Genomic DNA, 24,585 nt, shown 5'->3' on the forward strand with positions numbered 1-24,585 from the left:
GCTCTTATTCTTTTTGCTCTGCGACGACGCGTCTCTCCAGTGCTCGTTCCATCCAACCGGCGCGGCCACGCGCTGCATCTCAGAGCGTCCATGGCAACGGTTCAATTGCATAGCGTCATCAAGCGCTACGACGGCGCACCGGTCGTCGATGCGGTCTCGCTTTCCGTGCGCGACGGCGAATTCCTCACCTTGCTCGGCCCGAGCGGATGCGGCAAGACGACGTGTCTCCGCATGGTCGCGGGCTTCGTCACGCCGGATGCGGGCTCGGTCCATATCGGCGGCGAGGATGTGACGCAGGTTCCGGCTCATCGGCGCAATACGGGCATGGTGTTTCAACAGTACGCGCTGTTTCCGCATCTGACGGTCGCGCAGAATCTCGCCTTCGGTCTACGCGTGCGCAAGCTGCCGGGCAAGGAGATCAAACGGCGCGCCACCGAAGCGCTCGACCGCGTGCGCCTTTCGGGTTATGCGGATCGTTACCCGGACCAGCTATCGGGCGGGCAGAAGCAGCGTGTCGCGCTGGCACGAGCGCTCGTCATCAATCCGCGCGTGCTGTTGCTCGACGAACCGCTCGGCGCGCTCGATCAGAAACTGCGCGAGGAATTGCAGGCGGAGATCAAGCGCATTCAGCGCGAAGTGGGCATCACGACCATCTTCGTCACGCACGATCAGAGCGAGGCGCTGAGTCTTTCGGATCGCATCGTCGTGATGCGGCAGGGCGGTATCAGTCAGATCGGCTCGCCGCAGGAACTGTACGACCGGCCGGTGGATCGCTACGTCGCGAGTTTCATCGGCAAGATCAATCTCGTCACGGTGACGGCAGGCGCGCTCGGCGCCGATGGCCGCTTGCGCGTGCAAAGCCGCCAGACGGCCGAACCATTCGATGTCGATCTCGCCGGCGGCGCAGCGCCCGCGCCCGGCGAACCGCTGTTGCTCGCGTTGCGGCCGGAGCGCATTCAGATCGGCACGGGTTTGCCGAACCGCGTGCAGGGCCGCGTGGAACTCGCCACGTATGCGGGCGACGGCTGGTATCTCGAAGTCCGCACGCAGGCAAGCGAGCCGCTCATCGTGCGCACGTCGGGCCGCGCGGCACCCGCCGCTGGCGATGCCGTCACGCTCGGCTGGCACCACGGCGATGCCGTCCTCTTGCGCGACGAGGCCGCCACATGAGCAACGATGCCTTGCTGACAGGCGGCGATCTCGCCGCGACGCCTTCCCCGCTTTCGGCGACGAAGCGCAGGGGCGCCGCCTACGGCGCGCTCGCCTTGCCCGGACTGGCGTTTCTTGGCGTGTTCTTCGTCGCGCCTATTGGCTATCTGCTGATCTTGTCGCTGCACGGCGGCGGCTCGATGGGCCGTGTCGACGACACATGGACGCTTTCCAACTATGCGCGCTTTCTCTCCGATGCGTACTACCTCCAGATCCTGTTCGACACGCTCGTCTTCGGCGCATTGACGGCGATCATCTGCGCGGTGTTTGGCTTTCCGTTCAGCTATTACCTTGCGCGCACGCGTTCGCGCTGGCGCACGCCGCTTTTGTTCGTGACGGTGTTGCCGTTGCTCATCAGTGCCGTGATCCGCAATCTCGGCTGGATTCCGGTGCTCACCGAACACGGCATGCTCAATACGCTCTTGCTGGGTTCCGGTCTGGTGAAGGAACCCGTGCAGTGGATCTTCAACTACACCGGCGCGCTCATCGGCATGGTGCATGTGGAGTTTCCCTTCATGGTGCTGATGCTGACGAGCGCCATCCGCAAGATCGATCCCGCGCTCGAGGAAGCCGCCATCAATCTCGGCGCGACGCCTTTTCTGGCGTTCGTGCGCGTGGTCTTGCCGCTGTGCCGGCCGGGACTGGCGGCGGGCGCGTCGATGGTCTTCATGGCCGCGATCAGCGCGCTCGTCACGCCGGGCATTCTCGGCGGGCATCGGGTGATGTTCATGGCGCTCTACATCGATCAGCAGATGCACGGCGTGCTGAACTACACGGTCGGCTCGACCGCCGCCATCCTGACGATGATCGCCGCGCTCGCATCGATGCTGCTTGCCGTGCGCATGAGCGGAGCGCGGACATGAGTACCCAAGCGAGTACGTCGGCCGTCGTCTGGCATCGCGATGCCGCATCGAGCGCGTTGAAATGGCTGCTGCGTATCGCGACCTTCGCGGTGCCCGTGTTTTTGCTGCTGCCGTTTATCGGCATCGTCAGTGCTTCGTTTTCGAAGAGCGGCGCGCTCGCGTTTCCGCCGAGCGACTGGACGCTCCACTGGTATCGCTCGATCTCGCCGGACTACTACGCTGCGCTGCGCTACAGCGTCGCGCTGGGCACGGCGACGACCGCGCTCGCCACGCTTGTCGGTGTGCCGCTTTCGTTGTCGATCGTGCGCGGACGTTATGCGGGGCGCGGCATCGTGAATGCGCTATGCGTTGCGCCGCTGGGCGTGCCGACTATCGTCATTGCGGTGGCGGGCTTCAAGTTCTTCATGCTCGCCGCCGACTGGCACGACATCGGACTCAACGGAACGAGCGCGGCCATCGTGCTGATGCAGGCCGTGTTCACCTTGCCGCTCGTCGTGCGCTCGGTGGTCGCGAGCTTCGCGCACTACGACAATGCGCTCGATGAAGCCGCGCAGAACCTTGGCGCCACGCCTTGGCAAGTGTTTTGGCGCGTGACCGTGCCACTCGTTTTGCCCGGCGTGATCGCGGGAATGCTGTTCGCCTTCGTGCTTTCGTTCGACGACGTGGTGGTCGCATGGTTCGTGGGCGACCCGAGCCGTCCGACCTTGCCCGTCAAGCTCTTCAACGCGATGGAAGTGGAGTTCGATAACGCGGTCACCGCGCTGTCCACGCTGATCATTGCGTTCTGGGCCGCGCTCGCGTTGCTGCTCAATCGTTTCTTCCGTCTCGAACGTCTCTTCTCGCGGCGTTGAGCCTTCTCCTTCTTTCCTCACGAGGCCATTCTTGAAAGTTATCGCCAGGCTCGCGCTCGGGCTCTTCGCACTGACCGCATCCCTCGTTGCCGGGCTCACGCATGCGCAGAGCGCAGACCCCAAAGACATCGTGCTGCGCGTGTCGTCGTGGGGCGGCAAATCCACGCAGACGCAGATCAAATACGCGGGCGACATCTTCACCAATAAAACGGGCGTGAAGGTGCAATTCATCGATGGCGCGTCGATCGATCACGTCGCCAAGCTCGTCGCCGCGAACGGCCGCAACGTGCCCTATGACGTCGTGTTGCTCGACGGCGACGTGCGCGCGCAAGCCATCAAGGCAGGCGTGCTGCAAAAGCTCGATCCGGCGAAAGTGCCGAACGTGAATTTCGCGCTCGATCTCGCGAAGAACGCGCAGGGCTATGCGCCTGACTTCGATTTCGTCTCGGCGATCTTCGTCTACAACGCGGACAAGTTTCAGCAAGCAGGCATTCCCGCGCCGTCATCGTGGAAGGACTTGTGGAACCCGAAGCTCGCGGGTCACGTTGCGTTGCCCGATCTCGCCAATGGCGCGGGCCGCGCGCTGCTGATCGAAACGTCGCGTCTGAATGGCGGCGATGAAGGCAATCTCGACAAGGCCGTTGCGGAGATTGCGAAGATCAATGCGCGCACGTTCTGGCAGACCTCGCAACAGGCGGAGCAACTCATCAAGTCCGGCGATATCTGGCTTACCGTCATTGCCGATGGCCGTGCCTACGCGCTTCAGGATGCCTACAAGCCCGCGCGCGCGGTGCGTCCGACGGAAGGCTCCATCGCGTTCGCATCGACGGCGGATATCGTCAAGGGCACGCCGCATCCCGAACTCGCGGCGCAGTTCCTGAACGAGATCTACGGCGCGCTTTATCAGCTCGGCAACGCAACGGACTTCTACTACGGCCCGACCAACCGCCTGCTTGCGCCCGTGATCGAAGCCGACCCGCAACTCGCGGCCAAGCTCATCTACAAGCCGGAGCAAGCCCAGGCGCTCTATCACCCGGACTGGAACAAGTTCTGGGGCGCGTTCGATCGCGCGCAGGACTCGTGGAACCGGACCATCGTCTCCAGAAAATGACCCAGCACATCCACTTCAACGCGTTCCACATGAACGCACCCGCGCATTCGTGGGCGGGCTTCTGGCGGCATCCGCGCGACCGCTCGCTCGAACACAACACGCTCGGCTACTGGGTAGAACTCGCGCAGACGGCCGAGCGCGGTCTCTTCGACGGCGTGTTTCTCGCCGATGTCTTCGGCATCTACGATGTCTACGGCGGCGGCACCGACGCCACGCTCTTCGCGGCTGCGCAAGCGCCCTCGCACGATCCGTTGCTGACCGTGCCCGCCATGGCTTATGCGACGAAGCACATCGGCTTCGGCGTGACGGCGAACCTCACCTACGAGCATCCGTATCAGTTCGCGCGGCGCTTTTCCACGCTCGATCATCTGACGAGCGGCCGTGCGGGCTGGAACGTCGTGACGGGCTATCTGGAAAGCGCGGCGCGTGGCATGGGTCTCGCGAAAGCGCGCGAGCACGACGAGCGATACGCGGCCGGCGAGGACTTCCTCGAAGCCGTCTACAAGCTGTGGGAAGGAAGCTGGGCCGAAGGCGCGGCGGTGCGCGACAAGCGTGCGGGACATCCTTATACCGACCCGTCGCGCGTGCGGCGCGTGAAGCATGAAGGCCCGTATTACCGTGTCGATGGCTTCAATCTCACCGAGCCTTCGCCGCAGCGCACGCCAGTGTTGTATCAGGCCGGTGCGTCGGGACGCGGCAAGGCGTTCGCGGGCAAGCATGCGGAATGCGTGTTTCTCGAAGGACAGACGCCTGCCATCGTCGCGGCGGCGGCGCGCGACATCCGCCAGCATGCAGTCGATGCAGGCCGCGCTGCCGACGATGTGCTGCTCTATCTTGGCGCGACCGTCGTGGTTGCGCGCACGTCGAAGGAAGCGCGCGAATTGCAGGCCGAGTATGCCGAATACGTCGATACGTTGGGACAACTTGCGCTGGTGTCGGGCTGGACCGGCATCGACTTCGGGGAACTGGATCTGGACGAACCGATTCGCTATGTGAAGAGCAACGCGCTGCAGTCGACCGTCGAGAATCTCACGAAGCGTGCAGGCCGGCCCATCACGCCGCGCGACATGAGCCGCTTCGATCAGATCGGCGGACGCGGGCCGTTCATCGTCGGCGATCCGCGCGAGGTGGCGGATCAATTGATTGCATGGATAGATGAAACCGGCGTCGATGGCTTCAATCTGCGGCGTCTCGTGATGCCCGAAAGCCTGCATGCGTTCGTGGATCTCGTCGTGCCGGAACTGCAGAATCGCGGGCGTTATCGCACCGAGTATGCCGAGGGCACGCTGCGCGAGAAGCTCTTTGCCGGGCGCGGACCTCATCTGCGAGCGACGCATCCGGGCGCGCAATATCGCGACCTTTGAGCCAGCCGACATGAACCAGATCGATCGAACCATTTTCTCCGATGCCATCGCACGCCTGCATCGTGGACTTGCCGAAGCCACGCCGGTGCTCAAGCAACGCAGTGCGCAAACCGACGAAGCCGCGACGTTTCCCTACGACAACATCCGCACCTTGCACGATGCGGGTCTGCTCGCAGCCGGTCTGTCGCTGGAACGCGGCGGAGCGGGCTTCGGACGCGGCACGAGCTTCACGCATTTCTTCGATGCGGTGACATCGATCGCGCGCGCGTGCAGCAACACCGCGCAGCTCTATACGGTGCAGACAGGCGCGCTTTTCACGCTGGAATTGCTGGCCGATTCCGCACTTGTGGATGAACTCGCCGCCGCCGTGCGCGACGATGGCGCGACCTTCTGCTTCACCGCCGCCGAACCCGACGAGCGCTTCACGTACGACAACAAGCGCACGAACCTCAAGTCGTATGCCGAGCGTCTCGACGACGGCCGCTGGCGCGTCAAGGCGGAAAAAGCCTTTGCGACAGGCTCGGTCGGCTGCACTTACGCGCTCTTCCAGTGCGCGACCGTGACCGATGACGAAGGCCGTCCGCCCGAGTCCGTTCTCGTGCTGCTGCCACGCAGTCACGAAGCGGTGAACGTGCTCGATACGTGGGACGGCATCGGTCAGCGGGCCACATCGAGCGGTCGGCTCGTCGTGAACGAAAGCGTGATCGATGGCCGCTGGGTTGCGGGCAATCCGGCCAGCGTGCCTGCTGCGGCTATCTTCGCGCCGCTCTATCAACTCGGCTTTGCGGCGATTCTCGCGGGCATCGGCGAAGCGGCGCTCGACGATACCTTGCACTTCGTGAATCACGTGCAGAAGCCGACCAACGGTTACGCACGCGCCGCCGAGGAGCCCGCGATTCAGGCGCATGTCGCCGATATCCGCATCGCGCTGAGTGCGAGCCGCGCGCTGATCAACGAAGCAGCCCGTTCGATGGACGCCTTCACGCGCGGCGAAGCGGATATTGCCGAGGTGCTGGTCGCCGTTTATCAGGCGAAGGTGCATGCGAGCGGCAGTTCCATTGAAGCGGGTTCGCGGCTCTTTCAGATCGGCGGCGCGCGTTCGGCTACGAGGCGCGCCGCGGCGGACAGGCACTGGCGCAACGCGCGCACGCTGACGCTGCACGATTCGGTCGACAAGCAAAAAGGCGTGGTTGCGCGACACGTGCTCGGCGTCGAGCGTCCGAACGTTTCCACGCGCTAAACAAGGACACGTATCGTGCTGCTTGCATTCTTTCTGTCGCATTCGGCTTCGCCGCACACGGTCGGGCAATGGCGTCTGCCGCGCTCGTTCCAGGGCTTGCGCTACGACCGTCCGGCGTATTGGGAGCACGTTGCGCGCACGGCGGAGCGCGGCGGCATCGACACCATCTTCTTGTCGGATTCGTATTCGATCTACGAGACGTATCGCGGCGACAGTGACGACACCTTGCGCTGGGCCGTGCAATGTCCGCGACATGACCCGCTGCCGCTCATTCCGATCATGGCGCGTGTGACGCAGTCGGTTGGCATCATCACGACGCTGAGTACCGCGTTTCTGCCGCCGTACTGGGTCGCGCGGCAGTTCGCGACGCTCGATCATTTGACCGAAGGGCGCGTGGGGTGGAATCTCGTGACCACGGCGGGCGAACCCGAAGCACGTCAGTTCGGGCAGAAGCTCGATGAACACGACACGCGGTATCGGCGCGCGGAGGAGTATCTCAAGCTGTGCCAGACGCTATGGGATAGCTGGGAGCCGGACGCGATCGTCGCGGACCGCGCGTCGGGCGTGTTCGCCGATCCATCGAAAGTCGCGAAGATCGACTTTCACGGCGACTTCTTCGCGAGCCAGGGGCGCTTCACGGTGCCGCGCTCGCCGCAGGGCAGGCCGTTGATTGCGCAGGCGGGTTCATCGAGCGCGGGCGCGGCATTCGCGGGACGGCATGCGGAACTCGTGTTCGGCTTGCGGCATTCGGCGCGCGGCATGCGCGAGTTCGTCGACAAGGTGCAGGGCGAAGCCTCGAAAGCCGGACGTAGCGCGGGCGATGTGCGCATTCTGTGGGGTATCGTGCCTATCGTCGGGCAGACTCGCGAAGAAGCCTTGCAGAAGCAGAAGGCCATTCGCGACAACGTGACGGTCGAAGCGGGCCTCACCATGTTGTCCGCGTTTCTCAACACCGACCTCTCGCGCTTCGACGCCAACGCGCCGTTTCCCGATATCGGCGAAACGAGCGGCATTCGCGGGCATCTTTCCACCATCACCGAAGACTTCGCGCCGCATACGCCGCTCGGCGAGATCGCGCGTCATTTCGCTGCGGGACAGGGACCGCATGTCGTGGGTACGGCGTCGGAAGTCGCGGATCAGTTGCAGACCTTGCTCGATGAAGGCGGCGGCGATGGCTTTATCTGCATCACGCACGCGTTGCCTGCCTGCATGGACGAGTTCGTCGATCTCGTGGTCCCCGAATTGCGGCGACGCGGCTTGCGGCCCGCGTCGTATGAACATGCGACGTTGCGCGAACGCGTAAAGGCGGGTTGACTTGCACGGCACGCGAGCATGATTCAGAAGTAGGAGAGATTGGGCAGCGGCGTGCCATGCGCCGCCTGCCTGCCGATTGCAAGCGCCTTGAAGATGAGCGGATTGTGCGCCGTCACCGTACGCAACGCGCGCCAATGCCGGTCGAGCCGCTGGCTCACGCGCGTGCTCGAAGCGCCACCGAGTTCGAACAGTTCTCCCGCTGCGCGCAAGGCGAGTTCGTCGATCACCACTTTCGACTTCGCCGTGCTGTTGGCGGCGCGCTCGAACGCATGCGAGGAGACATCGCCCGATGCGGCGCTGTCGAAGCCGCGTTCGAGCCATTGCGCCGCTTCAAGCACACTCACACGCGCCAGATGCGCCACGCTTTCGATGCGGCCGAGCACTGCTTGCAGAAGCGGGTCGTTGGCGGGTACTTCATCGACACCGTGATAGAAATTGCGTTCGCGCGACTTCAGCAAGTGCGCGGCATCGGAAACAACGCGCTGCAAAATGCCCGCCACCACCGCCGAGAGATACAACTGCGCGAAGGTCGCGACATACGGCAGCGCGGTGACGCGGCTGTTATCGACGATCTCGTCGGGCAACACCTTCACGTTCGTGTAGTTGGTCGAGCCGCTTGCCGTGAACTGCTGACCGAAGCCGTCCCAATCGTCCGCTATATCCACGCCTTCGCGCGTGGCGGGCACGACGACCTTGATCTGCTTGCCGGCCTCATCGACTGCAAAGACGTAGATGTGGTCCGCATACAGGTTGCCCGTGCTGTAGAACTTCTTGCCGTTCAGACGCAGGCCGTCAGGGCCGGAAGTGACCGCTGTGTCGTAATCGAAGTTGCCTACGTTGCGCTTGCCGAGTTCCGTCGCCGATGCGCCATAAGTCTCGCCACGCGCGACGCGGTCGAGATAGGTATCGAATGCAGGGAGGCGTTTATGGTCGATCAGCAGGCTCTCCACCAGATTCAGATGGTTGCGGAACGCGTGCGCGACATTCGGATCGGCTGCTGCAAGATCGATCACGAAGTCGAATAACTGCGTGAGCGTCAACGCGGCGCCGCCACGTTCTCGCGGCAAACGCAATGCGCCGATGCGCGCGTCTTTCAGGCGCTGCATCGTGGCCTTGAAGGCGGCCGTGTCGCGGCCGGGTTGCGCTTCCTGATCGGCGACCCAGGGCAAAAGCGCGCGCAAGTCGCGGACATCGAGTGCAGATGGTGCGGTGTTGGTCACGTTGATCTTCCTTGAACGATGAGAGGGAAAGATGTCGGACTACGCGTGCGCTTCGGCGGGCACACCGAGCGTCGCGAGCAAGCGGTCGCGTAGCGCCGCAAACGCGGGATCGGTGGACACGCGCGGGCGCGGCAACGCGATGTCGATATCGCTGCCAATGCGGCCATGCTCCAGGACGAGCACGCGGTCGGCGAGCAGCAGCGCTTCATCGACGTCATGCGTGACGAGCAGCACCGTCGCCTCATGCGCTTTCCACACGTGCGCAATGAGCCGCTGCATCTGGATGCGCGTGAGGGCATCGAGCGCGGCGAACGGTTCGTCGAGTAGCCAGACTTTCGGATCGCGGACCAACGCACGCGCGAGCGCCACGCGTTGCGCTTCGCCGCCCGACAGCGTCAGCGGCCATGCATGCAGCCGATGCCCGACGCCCACTTCGTTGAGTGCCGCGGCGATCACGGCGCGCGCGTCGGGCTTGCGCAAACCGAGCGCAAGATTTTCCTCGACGGTTTTCCACGGTACGAGACGCGGCTCCTGAAACACGACCGCGCGCTTGTCCGGCACGTCGACCGTGCCGGCGGGTGCTTCATCGAGGCCCGACAGCGTGCGCAACAAGGTGGACTTCCCCGAACCCGAACGGCCGAGCAACGCCACGAAAGAGCCGCGTTCGATGTCGAGATCTAGCCGGTCGAGTACGGTGTGCGCGCCGAAGCGCCGCGTCAGTTGCCGGATACGGATGATGGGATCGCGTGTGGTCATCGCTCAGTCCTTGATCGTGGATGGCCGCCATGCAAGCAGACGTTTTTCGGCGCCGCGCACGAGGGCATCGGTGACGAGTCCGAGCAGTGCATAGATCAGGAGACACGCCATGATGATGTCGGTGCGCATGTAGTTCTGCGCCGTGATCGCGAGATAGCCGATCCCGCTCGACGCGTTGATCTGCTCGCCCACCACGAGCGAGAGCCACGCAATGCTCAGCGAATAGCGCAAGCCGACGAGAAACGAAGGCAATGCGCCCGGCAGCACGATATGGCGAATCTGCTCGGCACGTGTGAGGCCGAGCGTGCTCGCCATCTCGACGATCTTGGCATCGACGCTGCGGATACCCGCGAACAGATTGAGGTAGACCGGTATCAGACAGCCCAGCGCGACGAGCGCGATCTTCGGTGTCTCGCCGATACCGAACCACAGGATGAACAGCGGCACGAGCGCCAGATGCGGCAAGGTGCGCGTCATTTGCAAAAGGGCATCGACGGAATCCTCGCCACGGCGCGAGAGACCGCTAACGAGCGCAAGCGCGACACCGAGCGTGAGGCCGATGGCAAGCCCGCTTCCCGCGCGCGCCAGCGACGCGAGCAGATGCGTGCCGAGTTCGCCGATGGCCGCGAGTTCCCAGAGCGTCGTGGCAATCTGCGCGGGCGACGAGAAGCGCCGTTCGTTGACGAACCCGGTTGACGACGCCAGTTGCCATGCCGACAACAACGCCACCGGCACGACGAGCCGCCGCCAGCGCAATCCGGCGGCGCGTCGCGGCGCGGGCGCGGCTTGGCCTTCGACGGCAAGTGTTGGATGCGACATGAGACGACTCCTTCGGAAAGTGTTCATGCCCGCGTCGCGAGCTGGCCGTCGAAGGCCGTGCTCACGTTGCCGATCGACTGCTTGATCATGCCGTAGCGATAGAAACCGTCAGCGGCGTGCTGGAGCGCGTTGCGCACGTTGGAATCGAGCGGCGCGGGCGTCGGCTTGTACTCGGCGAGCAAGGACTTCGCAGTCGCGGGATCGAGATGCGTGTCCTTCACGAGCGCGGCGGCGGCCGCATCGACATTGGCGAGCGCCCAACGTTGCGCGCGCTCGCTGCGAGCGAGGAAGTCGCGGATCGCATCGCGCTTGTCGCGCGCCGCTTTCTCATGCACGAGCAGAAAGTTGTTGCCGCTATAGAGATAGTCGACGTCGCGCAGATCGGCGATGGGATACGCGCCGTTCTGCTGGATCGCAAGCGTCGAATATGGCGCCCAGGTGAGCCACGCATCGACGGCGCCGGCGGCAAATGCGGGCTTCGCGGCACCGGGATCGAGGAACACGAGGTTCACGTCTTCCCGCTTCAACCCCGCCTTTTCGATAAGACCGTAAGCCATCAGTTGCGGCCCGCCGCCTGCATTGACCGCGAGTTTCTTGCCCTTCAGGTCCGCGACCTTGCGGATGCCCGAGTCGCGTTGCGCGAGCAGCGGAATGAAGCTCGGCGCGAAGGTAATCGCGCTGACCGCGCGCGCTGGGCAACCCGCCGCATATGCAAAGAGGAACACGCTGTCGCCGGTCTGACCGACATCGAGTGCTTCGGCGTTGAAGGCCTGCAATTCCGGCTGGCCTGCGGGAAACTTGCTCCACTCGATTTCGTACGGCAGATTCTTCGCTTCGCCGGAGGCTTCGAGGAAGGCTTTCCAGCCGATGGAATTCATGTCGCCCACGCGCAGCACCGGAGCCGCGCGCGCGGACGTGCCTATCATGAAGCCCGCCGCCGTGGCGAGGCCGCCGAGAATCAGCTTGCGGCGAGTCGAAGAGCCGGGAGTGTCGTCGGATAGAACGGTGTTGGTCGATTGGTCGGTCACGTGGGTATGTCGGCAGAAGAGTGGCGGGAAGTCAGAGGGCGTAACCGGGATTGCGCTGATCGAGCAGACGCTTGAGCGCTTCGAAATGCAGCACGTGGTAGGGCTTGCCGGACCAAGCCGCGCCTTCCTTTGCCGCTTCCGTGTATTGGCGATGCACCTTGTCCTGCTGCTCTTGCGATAAAAGCCGCAGCGGTTTGCCGGTTGAATACGCGAGCACCTGAAAGCGCGCCGCGCGTTCGAGCAGATAAAGACGGTCATACGCCTGCGACACGCTGCGCCCCGTGACGATCACGCCATGATTCGCCAGGAACAAGATGCTCTTGTCGCCGAGACGGTCGGCAAGACGCCGCCCTTCCTCGATGTCGTAGGCTAGCCCGGTGTATTCGTCGTCGTAGGCAATGTGCTTGAGCAGCAGCAATTCCGCCTGGCCGATAGGCAACAGCCGCTGATCCGCAAGACGCGTGAGCGCGGTCGTATAGGGCATATGCGTATGCAGCACGGCGGCATGACGAACTGGATCTGCCTGATGGATCGGCAGGTGAATGCATAGCGCCGATTGCTCCACCACGCCTTCTCCGGCAATGCGGTTGGCGTCGTAATCGAGCGTGAGGAAATCGCTGGCCTTGACTTCGGACCAATGCAATCCGAATGGCGCGACGAGAAAGCGCCCGCGCGGATCGGGCAGCGACAGCGAGAAATGATTGGCGATGCCTTCGTGCAGATCGTGCATGACCGCTGCGCGATGCGCGGCCGCAAGATCGATGCGTCCTGTCTGTTCGAATCGTTCGATTTCCGCGATTTCCGCGATATCCACGAGCGTCGCGCTGTCCGCTTCGGCCATTGCAGTCACCTTTCCTTGCATTCGATGGAGAAGGGCATTCTGCTGGCATGCAGGTGCGCGAACAAACATCGAAAGGTGATTCGCTATTGAGCGCGCGGCTTGATTAGTTATGCGATGGGGACAGCTTTGTAAATAATCGCGCGTGAATGCAGGACTATTTGAGACGCGGCGTGACAGTATAATGAGCGCCCGCGCCCGTAGCCGGTCGCATCAATGCTCTCGCAATCAGCCAGATTTTTGCAATTCGACCGTCCTAAAGGACAGGTCGCAGCAACAAAGGATAAGCCTGCGTGGAAAATCTTTTCCAATCCGTGAATGCGTTCTTCGCATTCATCGCGCCCATTTCCGATTTTCTCTGGGACTTTCCCACCAACTTCAAAGCTTATTCACAGATTCCGGTTCTCGGACAGTTCCCCTTCGCAATACTGCTGCTGGTTGGCGTCGGCATTTACTTCTCCATTCGCACGCGCTTTGTCCAGACCATGAACATGCGCAAGATCGTGCGTATCATGTTGCGCCGGCAGACATCGAGCACGGGCGTAAGCGCGCTTGCATCGTTCATGCTAGGACTTGCGATGCGTGCGGGACCGGGAAATATTGTCGGCATCACGGGCGCGATTTCCGTCGGCGGACCAGGCGCATTATTCTGGATGTGGGTCGCGGCGTTCTTCGGCATGGCGACCGCATTCATGGAATCCACACTGGCGCAACTCTTCAAGGAGAGAAAGCAGAACGAGTTCGTCGGCGGCTTGCCGTTTTATGGACGCCGCATTCTCGGCGACCGGCGAATTGTCGGCACGTTTCTGTCGCTCGTGTTTATCGTCTATGCGCTTTTCAACGTGCCTCCGCAAACGTTCAACGTGTTCACCGCGATAGGCACGATTGCCGATACCGTCGCCAGCACGCATCTCGCGCGGCAATCGGCGGTGTATTACTTCATTGCGGGCGGATTGATCGTCGCGTGTTCGTTCATCATCATGGGCGGCATTCGGCGAGTCACGGCTTATACCGATGTACTCGTGCCGATCAAGGCCGCGCTCTTCTGCCTGATGTCGCTCGTTATCATCCTCATTAATCTGCCGCTCATTCCGTACTTCTTTCGCGAAGTGGTGGTCGGGGCGTTCGCGCCGCATGCATTGTTCGGCGGCGCTATTGGCACGGCGCTCGCGCAGGGCGTGAAGCGCGGGCTGATGTCGAACGAAGCAGGACAGGGCACCATTACGATGGCGGCCGCCATTGCCGATAACGATCACCCGTGCGAACAGGGTTTCGTGCAAAGCCTGGGCGTGTTCTTCGACACCATGGTCATCTGCACGATGACGGGCTTCATCGTCGTGATGGCGCACGTGTGGACCGGCACGGTCGATGGTCAGGCGTGGGAATCGGTAAGGGCATCGAAGATCACGGTTTATCTGGCTTCCGTGCAGGCGCTGGTGCCTGAGTCGGTGGGCCACGTGATCCGCATCGTGATGTGTCTGTGCTACGGCCTTTTTGCGTTCACAACGTTGCTAGGCATGATCTCGTTCGCGGAGATTTCCGCGAATTTCATCTCGCGTGGGCGCGCGTTCATCGTGGGGATAAGAGTCGTGGGCTCGCTCGTGTTCGTGCCGTTCGGCGCGTTGACGGTGCTCGCGGGCCTCGAATTGCCGAACCTGTGGGCGTTGTCGGACCTGATGAATATCGTCATGGTGCTGCTCAACGTTCCGATCGTGCTGGCCGGGCAACGGCTCGTGTATCGCGCGCTGGCGGATTATCGGAAGGGAAGCGGCGGAAGGTTCGTCTCGGCGAACATCGGCGTGAAGACAGAATATTGGCTGGACGATCGGAAAAGCGCCACGCCGCCGCGGCAGACAACCCGCTAACGGCGGCGTGATCGAAGGTCCTCTCGCGAGGACCCGTTACCGCTCAACTTAGCGCATACCGCCGCTGGCGATCAGTTGCTCGCCGGTGATCCACTTCGAATCATCCGAGGCCAGGAATACCGCGATCGTCGCGATATCGTCCGGGCGGCCAACGCGGCCAAGCGGCGTTTGAGCGACGATCTGAGTCTCGAAGTCGGAGCCGATGATGCCGTTGCTCTGCGTACCTTCTGTCACGATCATGCCGGGGTTGATGGAGTTCACGCGGATCTTCTTCGGGCCGAGTTCACGGGCGAGGGAACCGGTGATGGCATCGACCGCGCCTTTCGTGCCGCTATAAACCGCGCTTTGCGGCGGCGTGATACGCGACACGACCGAACTCACGTTGATGATGCTTCCGCCTTCGCCGAGGTGCGCCGCAGCGAACTTGGTCGTCAGCAGCACACCGAGCACGTTCACGTTGAACTGCTTATGGTAATGCTCCTCGGTGATTTCCTCGACCGGTGCGAACTCGTACACGCCCGAGTTGTTCACGAGAATATCCAGCCGTCCGTAGGTTTCGACGGCGGCATTGACGATTCCTTGCGCATCCGCCGACTTCGACACATCGCCGCCCACTGCGGTCGCCTTGCCGTTTGCTGCGGTGATGGCCGCGACCACTTCGTCCGCGCCCGCCTTGCTGCTTGCGTAATTCACGACGACGGAAGCGCCTTCTGCCGCGAGCGCCTTGGCGATTGCCGCGCCAATTCCTTTCGATGCACCCGTTACGACTGCAACCTTGCCGGTGAGCTTGCCCATGTCTGTCTTCCTTTATCGATGATTCGCTGAAAGTTAAGCCGGCGTTGAATCAGGTTCAGGCCTGCTTGCGTTGAGAAGCAATGTATCCGTGAGCGGCATCTTGAAAAAGCCCGATATGACGAATTGATTTGCGGGATTTAACGAACAATCGGACGCTGGTTATTCATTGAACGATGAATTACCACGCGGCTTGCGCATTCTTCAGAGGTGAAGGGACCCAATGGCGAGCATTACCGATTCTGAAACATCCGGCTAGCAATCGGCGTACTTTCGCATACTCTTAAGGAGCACAGAAGGTGCGATTTCGACGGCTGCTTATTCAACAGCGGCTCCACATACTTCGGATAGATTGGTATTACTTACTAAACTGCGACTAACCTGCGGAGAAAGGCCATGCCTCTACAGAATCGAATGTTAGCGGAGTTCGTCGGAACGTTCTGGCTGGTGGTGGGCGGATGCGGCAGCGCGATTATCGCGGCAAAATTCTCGACTGTCGGAATCGGGCTCCTTGGTGTGTCGCTCGCGTTCGGACTGAGCCTTCTCACGATGGCCTACGCCGTCGGTCCCATCTCCGGATGCCATGTTAATCCCGCTGTCACAATCGGCCTGACGGTTGCGGGCCGTTTTCCCGCGCGCGATGTCGGTCCTTATATCGTCGCTCAGGTGCTTGGCGCCATAGCGGGCGCGGCCGTGCTCGCATATGTCGCCGCGGGTGCGCCAGACTTCGACCGCTTCGCGGGATTCGCCGCCAACGGATACGGCGATCATTCACCCGGCAAGTACACGCTAGGCGCGGGACTCGTGTCCGAAGTCGTGATGACGTTCATGTTCGTGTTCGTCATTCTCGCGGCCACGCATGAGCGCGCGCCGGTCGGCTTCGCGCCGATCGCCATCGGACTCTGCCTTACGCTCATTCATCTGGTGAGCATTCCGGTGACCAACACCTCGGTCAACCCGGCGCGCTCGACCGGTCCCGCGCTTTTCGCGGGCATGTGGGCAATCCAGCAACTTTGGATGTTCTGGGTGGCGCCGATAGTGGGCGCGATATTCGCGGGCCTGATCTATCCGGCGATGTCGGGGTCGTTGTCGCCCACCGCGCCTATCGTGGGCCGCAAGGTGAGCTGACGCCAAGCCCCAGGCGCGCGGTGAAGCTACCGCGCGCTGTCGGCCTGATAAGCCTCGAAGAAATCATCCGAGGCGACCTTGTCCGCAAGCGTCCGCAACGTCGCAGCAGCGCCCGCTCCGAGCACGCGATCCACGCGCCGGTTCGCAGCCACCCAATACGCGAGCGCGGCCTTCAATTGCTTTCTGCCCAACGCCGTAAGCACACAGCGCTTCGAGCGCTTGTCCTCGGCATCCGCGCGTAGTTCCACCAGTTCGTCACGCACGAGCGGACGCATGGCATGCGTCACCGCCGACACCTGAATGCCGAGCCGCGACGCCAGTTCCTGCAGGGACGGTCCTTCGCTCGCATGCTCCTTGCAGTATCGATCGATCTGCGAGAGCAGCGCCATTTGCGTCGCCTTCATGTCGAGCGGCGCGAGCGCCTCGTCATAAAGCTGGCTCAGTCGACGCGATGCCCGGCGCAGCGCCGTGTTCGTGCAGGCGAGCGGTGCAAACACGTCCGCGGCATCGGACTCGATAGTCGGGACGGACTCGGCACGCTTTGCTCGTGCCTTAGATGTAGCTTTCTTTTCCATACGCATAGGATGGTTGATTGCCTCGTGCTTGACAAGCTTCGGGCAAATACACATATACTTGAGCCCTCAACTAACTCCAGTTTAATCCTTCGTCAGGGAGAAGTCATGGTGAATCAAGCTTCCCGCAAGATTGCGGTTGTCACGGGCGCGTCGTCGGGTATCGGCGCGGTGTATGCGCAACGTCTGGCCGCGCGCGGCTACGATCTGTGGCTGGTCGCACGTCGCGCCGACCGTCTGCGCGAACTGGCGAGCGAGATTGGCGGCGCGCATGGCGTGAACGTCGAGACGGTCGTCGCAGACCTGACCAGCGAGGCGGATCTGCAACGCGTCGAGCAGCGCATCGCGGCCGAAGCGAACATCCACGTGCTCGTCAATAACGCGGGACTCGCGCGGTTGCGGCCGGTGGCGCAGTCATCGGTGGCGGATACGGCCACGCAGATCGCGCTCAATATCACCGCGCTCGTTCGTCTGACGCAAGCCGTGGTGCCCGGTTTCGTCGCGCGCAACGAAGGCGCGATCATCAACATTGCTTCGGTGCTGGCGCTCGACACCTTGCCGGTCAGCGCGGTCTATAGCGGCACGAAGGGCTTCGTTCTGAACTACACGCGCGGCTTGCAACTGGAACTCGCGAACACCGGCGTGAAGGTGCAAGCGGTGCTGCCCGCAGCGACGGCCACGGAAATCTGGGACGAATCGGGCGTGCCGCTCGACTCGCTGGCGGCGGGCACGGTCATGCGCACCGAAGACATGGTCGATGCCGCGCTCGAAGGTTTCGATCAGGGTGAAGCCATCACCATGCCGTCGGTACACGACGCGCAGTTGTTGCACAGCTTCGAAGAAGCGCGTCAAACGCTATTCCGCGCATCGCAGAACGGCACCGCCGCGCCGCGCTATCGCGCCTGATCGCCGGAAACGGAGAGGAGCAGATCGACATGCGTTATCGCATTTTCGGAAGTACGGGGCTGAAGGTATCGTCGCTGGCTCTGGGCACGGGCAACTTCGGCACGGGTTGGGGATACGGCTCGGAGCGCGACGAAGCGAAGACGGTCTTCGATACGTATCGTGCGGCAGGCGGCAATTTCATCGATACCGCCGACAGCTATCAGTTCGGCGATAGCGAAACCATCCTCGCCGAGTTCATCAAGGCGGAGCGCGAGGACATCGTGCTCGCGAGCAAATTCTCGCTCGGGGCGTCGCCGGACGCGGGTCTGCAGCGCACCGGCAACAGCCGCAAGGCGATGGTGCAGGCGGTCGATGCAAGCCTGAAACGGCTCGATACCGATCGCATCGATCTTCTCTGGGTGCACATGCCCGACGGCGTGACGCCAAGCGAGGAGATCGCGCGCGGGCTCGACGACCTCGTGCGCGCCGGCAAGATCCTCTATGCGGGGCTATCGGACTTTCCCGCCTGGCGCGTCGCGACGGCGGCGACGATCGCCGAGATGCGCGGTTGGGCGCCGATCAGCGCGTTGCAGATCGAGTACAGCCTGGTCGAGCGCACCGTCGAACGCGAGTTGCTGCCAATGGCCGCGGCTTTCGGTCTTGGCACGGTGGCTTGGTCGTCGCTCGGAGGCGGGCTTCTGAGCGGTAAGTATCGGCAAGGCGAGACGGGGCGCAAGCAAGGACTCGGTGTCGTGATCCACGACGAAAGCGACACGCGCAAGACCGCCACGGTCGACGCGGTTCTCGCCATCGCCAATGAGCTGGGTGTATCGGCGGCGCAGGTGGCGATTGCGTGGGTGCTCGCGAAGGGCGTGTTGCCGATCATCGGACCGCGTACCTTGAAGCAGCTGGACGACAACCTCGGTGCGCTCGCGGTCACGCTTAGTGCAGAGCAGCTCGCGCGTCTGGATGCGGCAAGCGCCACGCCGCTCGGTTTTCCGCATGACGTGGTGAACGCGGAGAGAACGCGCAGCCGGCTGGCGGGCGGCAAGGCGGATTTGCTGGATTATCCGCTGACGCCTGTTCGATGAAGAAAAGGGCGCGAGCCTCGGCCCCAAAAAACAAAAAGCCTCGCATGAAGCGAGGCTTTTCAAAGACCGCACGAGGCAGCCGTTACTTGCAGTGGCGTTCCCAATGATGATGCACGCGCACCTTGTGGCACTCGGCATGATGGTGGGGGGCCGCGAAAGCGGTGGTAACGGAAAGGAACGTGGTGGCGGCCAGCAGTGCGGCGAAAACAGCTTTCTTCATGACGTCGATTATCAGGGGATTGAGAGGAGGCGCCATCGTATCAACCGAACTTTACGATTACGTTATGTGATGCGTTTTGCGCAACAAGATTACTTTGTGGCGGACCGCTTCGCGAGAAATCTGTCCAGTTCGCCCGCGAACTTCTTGCCATCGCGCGGAGCGTAGGGCGGCGGGCCGCCGGTCTGCACGCCGGAACTGCGCAACTGATCCATCATCGCGCGAATGGAGAGTCGCTCCTCGATATTTTCCGCGTTCATCCATTCTCCGCGCGGGTCGAGCACATGCGCGCCTTTCGCGAGCGCGGCGGCCGCAAGCGGAATGTCCGCGGTGATGACGAGATCGCCGGCTTGCGCCATTTCGACGATGCGCTTATCCGCGACGTCGAAGCCCGCAGGGACTTGAATGGCGCGCAGCCACGGCGACGCGGGCGTGCGCAGAAATTGATTGGCGACGAGCGTCACGCGTACTTCCACGCGCGGCCCGGCGCGGAACAGAATGTCCTTGACGATGGCAGGGCAGGCGTCGGCATCGACGAAAATTTCCATTGACTGGCGTCCGCTCGAAGGAAGACGCCGATCATACTCCCGATGCCAACGCTCAACGAACGGCGTCGCGCAAATCGGTGAGATCGCGGCCACGGGTCTCGGTGGACATGGCGACGCCGACGAGCGTGAGCGCCGACAACACGGCGGTGTATGCGCCCATGACCCAGAAGCCGCCGCCCGCGCGGCCAATCAGATAGATGCCGAGAATTGGCGCGAGTCCGCCCGACAACACCGCGCCGATCTCGCGCGACAAGGCCACGCCCGAGTACCGATAGCGATTGCCGAAGAGTTCCGCGAAATGCGCGCACTGCGCCCCGAGCATGCTGTTTGCGCCGATGGCGAGCCCGCCGAACATCGCGAGCGCGACCCACCAGAAGCTGCCGGTGCTCACCATCCACCACGCGGGGAACGCCCAGAGCAGCATGAAGATCGCGCCGCCGCGATACACCGTCTTGCGCCCGAGCCGATCCGACAACGCCCCGAAAAGCGGTGTGGTAATCACGCTCGACAAAGTAGCGATGAGCGCGCCGCTCGTGCCCACGCGCGCCAGTTCCGCTGGCGGCACGCCGTGCCGCGCCGCCACGGTGCCGCTGAGGAACGCGATCACGATGGTCGTATAGATGGTCGAGCCGCCTTGTTCCGCAAGCCGCATCAGCACGGCCGCGACGACGGTGCGGCGCGCGTCCTTGATGACGAGCCGCATCGGCGAACGCGCGACCTTGTGTCCGCCTTCGAGCGCGGCGAAGGTCGGGCTTTCGCGCAGACGCAAGCGTATCCAGATGGCGACGCCGATCAGCACGACGCTCGCGAGGAACGGAATGCGCCAGCCCCAGGCGAGGAGCGTGGCCTGATCCATCGAGTGCTGCATGATGCTGAACGTCGCCGTCGCAATGCCGAAGCCCGCGAAGATGCCGACGAACGGAAGCGCCGCGAAGAAGCCACGCGTCTTCACGGGCGCGACTTCGGCCATCAAGGTGGATGCGCCCGCCTGTTCCGCGCCCGCGCCGAATCCTTGCGTGAGGCGCAGCAAGACGAGCCCGACCGCGCCGAGAGGACCGGCGGGCAGCAAGCCGACGAGCGTCGTGGATACGCCCATGATCGCGATGGTCAGCAACAGGACGAACTTTCGGCCTTTCCTATCCCCGAGCGAGCCGAAGAACAAGCCGCCGAGCGGACGCGCGAGAAAGCCCACGCCGTAGGTCGCGAAGCTCGCGAGCAGACCTGCGCTCGCGTCTAGCGTGGAAAAGAACACGCGGCTGAAGATCAATGCCGTGGCCAGCCCGAAGATAGCGAAGTCGTAGTATTCGAGCGCGCTGCCGACGGCGCTCGTGAGAATCGCGCGCCGAAGCTGCCTCGCGGAAACGGGCGCGGAAGCGCCGTCGGAAGGACGATCGAGCGGAAGCGCGCCGGCATGCGCCAACGCATCGTGGTGGGACGTCATCTTCTCGTGTCTCCTGATTCCTGCGTGGTGTCTCTCTGACGACACTCGATCTGAAAGCCGGACGAAAACCGCCGCCTTCGGATAAACCCGGTTATCGGTAACCGTCAACAAAATCTAACATGGAGGGATGCCGATCTACAAGAAAGCGCTAATGGGCATTTGCCCGGATGCGCGTAGGCTGTAACCCCGTCGTCAACGTATCGCGAGTACTGTCATGACACCAACGAATAAGTCAGCTCCCCAATCCGAAGACGCGCAGAACAAGAAGCGCCTGCGCAGCCGCCGCTGGTTCGACGATCCCTCGAACCCCGGCATGACCGCGCTCTATCTCGAGCGCTATATGAACTACGGCATCACGCGCGAGGAATTGCAGTCGGGCAAGCCGATCATCGGCATTGCGCAGACGGGCTCCGATCTCGCGCCCTGCAACCGGCATCATCTGGAACTGGCGACGCGCGTGCGCGACGGCATCCGCGATGCAGGCGGCATTCCACTCGAATTCCCCGTGCATCCGATCCAGGAAACCGGCAAGCGCCCGACCGCCGCGCTCGACCGCAATCTCGCGTATCTCGGGCTCGTCGAAATCCTGCACGGCTATCCGCTCGATGGCGTGGTGCTCACCACCGGTTGCGACAAGACCACGCCCGCGTGTCTGATGGCCGCAGCGACCGTCAACATTCCGGCTATCGTGCTGTCGGGCGGTCCCATGCTCGACGGCTGGTGGAAGGGCAAGCTCGCGGGCTCGGGCACCATCATCTGGGACGCGCGCAAGCGTCACGCCATCGGCGAGATCGACTATGAGACGTTCATGGACGAAGTGTCGTCGTCCGCGCCTTCTGTCGGGCATTGCAACACCATGGGCACGGCGTTGTCGATGAATTCGCTCGCCGAAGCGCTCGGCATGTCCTTGCCCGGTTGCGCCGCGATTCCCGGGCCGCATCGCGAACGCGGCTGGGTGGCGTATCGCACGGGGCAGCGCATTGTCGGCATGGTGCACGAGAATCTGCGGCCTTCGGACATCATGACCAAGGGCGCTTTCGAAAACGCCGTGGTCGCGGCGGCGGCGCTCGGGGCATCGTCGAATTGTCCGATTCACATGATCGCGATTGCGCGGCACATGGGCGTGGATCACACGCTGGATGACTGGCAGCGCCTCGGTCCCGAGATTCCCTTGCTGGTGGACTGTCAGCCCGCTGGCCGCTTTCTCGGTGAGGCGTTCCATCGCGCGGGCGGCGTGCCGGCCGTCATGCGCGAACTGCAGGCGGCAGGCAAGCTCGACACGAGCGTGCGTACGGTCACGGGCAAGACGCTCGGCGAAGACCTGGCCGCCGTCGCAGACGTGGATCGCGAAGTGATTCGCGCGTATGACGATCCGCTTAAGCCGGCGGCGGGCTACGTCGTGCTCTCCGGCAATCTGTTCGACAGCGCGGTGATGAAGATCAGCGTGATCGACGACGCCTTCCGCAAGCGCTTTCTCTCCGATCCCGAGCATCCGAACGTGTTCGAAGGCAAGGCGATCGTCTTCGAGGGACCGGAGGATTATCACGCGCGTATCGACGACCCCGCGCTCGAGATCGACGAACGTTCCGTGCTGGTGATTCGCAATTGCGGGCCGGTGGGTTATCCAGGCGGCGCGGAAGTGGTGAACATGCAGCCGCCCGCCGCGCTCATCAAGCAAGGCATCACGCAGTTGCCGACACTGGGCGATGGCCGCCAAAGCGGAACCTGCGCGACGCCTTCGATTCTCAACGTATCGCCGGAAGCGGCGGTGGGCGGCAACCTCGCGCTGCTGAAGACGGGCGACCGCTTGAGAATCGACTTGCAGAACTACAAGGTCAACGTGCTGATCGGCGATGATGAAATGGCGCAGCGCCGCGAAGCGTACGTGCCTATCGAGTTGCAGAACAAGACGCCGTGGGAAGAGATTTATCGCAGCATGGTTGGGCAGCAGGGCAGCGGCGCGTGTCTTGAGCCGGCGCTCGGCTATCAGGACATCATCGAGACGCGCGGCGAGTCGCGGCACAACCACTGAGCCGTAACGAGGTCTTTACGCGCTTTCTCGCGGGATGACTTCGTAAGGCACGCGCATGAGCGTGGGCACGTCCTGCCGGTCGGGACGCGCCTGCGCGATTTCGCGCCGCGACGCGTTGGGTGTCTCGGACTCGTCGAGCGCGGCGAGCAGCGATTCGCCGGTGGCGTGACCGATCCCGTAGGCATCGACGGATACGGTGGTGATGGTCGGATAGCAATGGCGCGACACTTCGAAGTCGCCGAAGCCCGCCACCGCGATATCGCGCGGCACCGACATACCGCGCCGATGACACGCCATGATGACGCCGAACGCGTGGATGTCGCTCGTGCACATGATGGCGTCGGTATCGGGCCATCGGTCGAGGATCTGTTCGAGCGCCGCGCCGCCGTGACCCATGGCCGCGCCGTGCGCCATGTCCGTGGTCCAGTCCGTGTGCGCGATTTCGCGGATGTCGTGCAGACCCGCTTCCTTCACGGCGCCGAGATAGCCATTGCGCCGCGCGACGCCGCGCAAATCCAGGTGCGATGCGCTGCTCACGAAGCCAATGCGCCGATAGCCGCGCGCATAGAGATAGCGCATCATCGCGGCGGCCGCGTCCGCGTTGGAGAAGCCGACGACGCGATCCACGGGTTTCGCGGGAATCTCCCAGATTTCGACCACTGGAATGCGCGCCTGTTTGAGCATGGCGCGCGCCTTGGACGTGTGCTGACCTCCCGTGATGACGACGGCACGCGGCTGATGACTCAGGAGCGCGCGGATGAGCGCTTCTTCCCTTTCGAGCAGATAGTCCGTGTTGGCGAGCAAGAGGCGCAGACTGCGCGCCTCGACGACATCGTTGATGCCGCGCACGGTCTCCGCAAAATTCGAACTCGATAACGACGGCACGATGACCGCGACGACATTCGTTCGGCCGGAAGAGAACGCACCCGCGATGGCATCGGCGACATAGCCGGTTTTCAGCACGGCATCCATGACTCGCGCGCGCGTCTCTTCGCTGACGTGCTGGCCTGTCAAAACGCGCGACACCGACATCTTCGACACCCCGGCGATACGCGCGACATCGGCCATGCGGACGGGGGCGGCGGTGGGCGATGTGGGATCGTTGACTGATGTCATGCCGGGGCGTTGCGCGGTGATGATTCGATGGGGGTAATCATACCGGCTTGTGGGGGGCAAGTTCGCGTTCAGACGATGACGCGTGACCTTGGCTACTTGAGACTATTCCTGTTTGTCAGCCGATCGATTGACGTTCTTTTGTTGCAGCCCTAAATTCCTGCGCTAAAAAGCTCCAGGCGCGACGGTTCCATACGTTGCGTTCAACTGAACGGGAAGCGAATGAATGCTGTAACGAAAAAACTGACGGACGCGCTGCAGCATCCAAGCGCGCGACTCACCCAGCGT

General features: G+C 63.0%; 23 protein-coding genes. 12 read left to right on the forward strand and 11 right to left on the reverse strand.

The window, feature by feature from the left end; all coding sequences use genetic code 11:
* The first annotated feature begins 90 nt into the window (after nt 1-90).
* Genes P9250_RS03480 through P9250_RS03510 form a run of 7 tightly spaced genes read left to right on the forward strand, consistent with a single transcriptional unit; the run spans nt 91 to nt 7,952 of the window.
* Entirely contained in the window at nt 91-1,170 is a 1,080-nt protein-coding gene (locus P9250_RS03480) for an ABC transporter ATP-binding protein (RefSeq protein ID WP_250511381.1), read from the forward strand.
* Nucleotides 1,167-2,072: an ABC transporter permease gene (locus P9250_RS03485; protein WP_310391107.1), complete on the forward strand. Its 906-nt coding sequence runs from the start codon at nt 1,167-1,169 to the stop codon at nt 2,070-2,072. The genes P9250_RS03480 and P9250_RS03485 overlap by 4 nt, the downstream gene beginning before the upstream one ends.
* A complete protein-coding gene (locus P9250_RS03490; protein WP_310391110.1) occupies nt 2,069-2,923 on the forward strand; it encodes an ABC transporter permease in 855 nt (284 codons plus the stop codon). Before P9250_RS03485 ends, P9250_RS03490 begins: the two co-directional genes overlap by 4 nt.
* A gap of 31 nt (nt 2,924-2,954) precedes the next feature.
* The gene (locus P9250_RS03495; protein WP_310391112.1) at nt 2,955-4,034 is read left to right on the forward strand and encodes an ABC transporter substrate-binding protein; all 1,080 of its coding nucleotides are present in this window, start codon (nt 2,955-2,957) and stop codon (nt 4,032-4,034) included.
* Nucleotides 4,031-5,398 (forward strand): LLM class flavin-dependent oxidoreductase, encoded by a 1,368-nt coding sequence (locus P9250_RS03500; protein ID WP_310391113.1) that lies wholly within the window; start codon nt 4,031-4,033, stop codon nt 5,396-5,398. Before P9250_RS03495 ends, P9250_RS03500 begins: the two co-directional genes overlap by 4 nt.
* 10 nt (nt 5,399-5,408) lie before the next feature.
* On the forward strand, nt 5,409-6,638 hold the full coding sequence (locus P9250_RS03505; RefSeq protein WP_250467805.1) for an acyl-CoA dehydrogenase family protein: 1,230 nt from the start codon (nt 5,409-5,411) through the stop codon (nt 6,636-6,638).
* Between the two features lie 15 nt (nt 6,639-6,653).
* Complete coding sequence (locus P9250_RS03510) at nt 6,654-7,952, forward strand: NtaA/DmoA family FMN-dependent monooxygenase (protein ID WP_250527134.1); 1,299 nt, start codon at nt 6,654-6,656, stop codon at nt 7,950-7,952.
* A gap of 23 nt (nt 7,953-7,975) precedes the next feature.
* Here P9250_RS03510 and P9250_RS03515 read toward each other — a convergent pair whose 3' ends face one another.
* Genes P9250_RS03515 through P9250_RS03535 form a run of 5 tightly spaced genes read right to left on the reverse strand, consistent with a single transcriptional unit; the run spans nt 7,976 to nt 12,616 of the window.
* On the reverse strand, nt 7,976-9,172 hold the full coding sequence (locus P9250_RS03515; RefSeq protein ID WP_310391116.1) for an acyl-CoA dehydrogenase: 1,197 nt from the start codon (nt 9,170-9,172) through the stop codon (nt 7,976-7,978).
* 39 nt (nt 9,173-9,211) lie between these two features.
* Complete coding sequence (locus tag P9250_RS03520) at nt 9,212-9,928, reverse strand: ABC transporter ATP-binding protein (RefSeq protein ID WP_250467808.1); 717 nt, start codon at nt 9,926-9,928, stop codon at nt 9,212-9,214.
* A gap of 3 nt (nt 9,929-9,931) precedes the next feature.
* Complete coding sequence (locus tag P9250_RS03525; RefSeq protein WP_310391118.1) at nt 9,932-10,747, reverse strand: ABC transporter permease; 816 nt, start codon at nt 10,745-10,747, stop codon at nt 9,932-9,934.
* A 23-nt stretch (nt 10,748-10,770) separates the two neighbouring features.
* Entirely contained in the window at nt 10,771-11,775 is a 1,005-nt protein-coding gene (locus P9250_RS03530; RefSeq protein WP_309964588.1) for an aliphatic sulfonate ABC transporter substrate-binding protein, read from the reverse strand.
* Nucleotides 11,776-11,806: 31 nt separating this feature from the next.
* Nucleotides 11,807-12,616 carry a class II aldolase/adducin family protein gene (locus tag P9250_RS03535; protein ID WP_309964590.1) on the reverse strand — a complete coding sequence of 270 codons (810 nt, stop codon included), beginning with the start codon at nt 12,614-12,616 and terminating at the stop codon, nt 11,807-11,809.
* Between the two features lie 290 nt (nt 12,617-12,906).
* On the opposite strand from P9250_RS03535, the gene P9250_RS03540 reads away from it, so the two are divergent.
* Nucleotides 12,907-14,478 carry an amino acid carrier protein gene (locus P9250_RS03540; RefSeq protein ID WP_310391120.1) on the forward strand — a complete coding sequence of 524 codons (1,572 nt, stop codon included), beginning with the start codon at nt 12,907-12,909 and terminating at the stop codon, nt 14,476-14,478.
* A 48-nt stretch (nt 14,479-14,526) separates the two neighbouring features.
* Here P9250_RS03540 and P9250_RS03545 read toward each other — a convergent pair whose 3' ends face one another.
* Nucleotides 14,527-15,273, reverse strand: coding sequence for a glucose 1-dehydrogenase (locus P9250_RS03545; protein ID WP_244831103.1), 747 nt, complete (start codon nt 15,271-15,273; stop codon nt 14,527-14,529).
* A gap of 393 nt (nt 15,274-15,666) precedes the next feature.
* Between P9250_RS03545 and aqpZ the strand changes: the two genes are divergently transcribed.
* Nucleotides 15,667-16,398, forward strand: coding sequence for an aquaporin Z (aqpZ, locus tag P9250_RS03550; protein WP_244831104.1), 732 nt, complete (start codon nt 15,667-15,669; stop codon nt 16,396-16,398).
* Between the two features lie 26 nt (nt 16,399-16,424).
* On the opposite strand, the gene P9250_RS03555 is transcribed toward aqpZ, so the two are convergent.
* A complete protein-coding gene (locus P9250_RS03555) occupies nt 16,425-16,973 on the reverse strand; it encodes a MarR family winged helix-turn-helix transcriptional regulator (protein ID WP_250467814.1) in 549 nt (182 codons plus the stop codon).
* Between the two features lie 105 nt (nt 16,974-17,078).
* Between P9250_RS03555 and P9250_RS03560 the strand changes: the two genes are divergently transcribed.
* Both P9250_RS03560 and P9250_RS03565 read left to right on the forward strand, forming a co-directional pair.
* Nucleotides 17,079-17,876 (forward strand): SDR family oxidoreductase, encoded by a 798-nt coding sequence (locus tag P9250_RS03560; protein WP_244831106.1) that lies wholly within the window; start codon nt 17,079-17,081, stop codon nt 17,874-17,876.
* Between the two features lie 29 nt (nt 17,877-17,905).
* The gene (locus P9250_RS03565; protein ID WP_310391123.1) at nt 17,906-18,946 is read left to right on the forward strand and encodes an aldo/keto reductase; all 1,041 of its coding nucleotides are present in this window, start codon (nt 17,906-17,908) and stop codon (nt 18,944-18,946) included.
* A gap of 82 nt (nt 18,947-19,028) precedes the next feature.
* Here P9250_RS03565 and P9250_RS03570 read toward each other — a convergent pair whose 3' ends face one another.
* The 3 genes from P9250_RS03570 to P9250_RS03580 all read right to left on the reverse strand — a co-directional run bounded on the left by P9250_RS03570 (nt 19,029) and on the right by P9250_RS03580 (nt 21,152).
* Nucleotides 19,029-19,166, reverse strand: coding sequence for a hypothetical protein (locus P9250_RS03570; protein ID WP_244831107.1), 138 nt, complete (start codon nt 19,164-19,166; stop codon nt 19,029-19,031).
* A gap of 89 nt (nt 19,167-19,255) precedes the next feature.
* Entirely contained in the window at nt 19,256-19,711 is a 456-nt protein-coding gene (locus tag P9250_RS03575) for a YaiI/YqxD family protein (RefSeq protein WP_250467817.1), read from the reverse strand.
* 52 nt (nt 19,712-19,763) lie between these two features.
* Nucleotides 19,764-21,152, reverse strand: a complete 1,389-nt coding sequence (locus P9250_RS03580) for an MFS transporter (RefSeq protein ID WP_250467818.1) — start codon at nt 21,150-21,152, stop codon at nt 19,764-19,766.
* Between the two features lie 214 nt (nt 21,153-21,366).
* On the opposite strand from P9250_RS03580, the gene P9250_RS03585 reads away from it, so the two are divergent.
* Complete coding sequence (locus P9250_RS03585) at nt 21,367-23,184, forward strand: IlvD/Edd family dehydratase (protein WP_310391126.1); 1,818 nt, start codon at nt 21,367-21,369, stop codon at nt 23,182-23,184.
* Nucleotides 23,185-23,199: 15 nt separating this feature from the next.
* On the opposite strand, the gene P9250_RS03590 is transcribed toward P9250_RS03585, so the two are convergent.
* The gene (locus P9250_RS03590) at nt 23,200-24,300 is read right to left on the reverse strand and encodes a LacI family DNA-binding transcriptional regulator (RefSeq protein WP_409014787.1); all 1,101 of its coding nucleotides are present in this window, start codon (nt 24,298-24,300) and stop codon (nt 23,200-23,202) included.
* Nucleotides 24,301-24,585 lie beyond the last annotated feature (285 nt).

The sequence above is a fragment of the Caballeronia sp. LP006 genome, from assembly GCF_031450995.1.
In the GTDB taxonomy this organism is placed as follows: domain Bacteria; phylum Pseudomonadota; class Gammaproteobacteria; order Burkholderiales; family Burkholderiaceae; genus Caballeronia.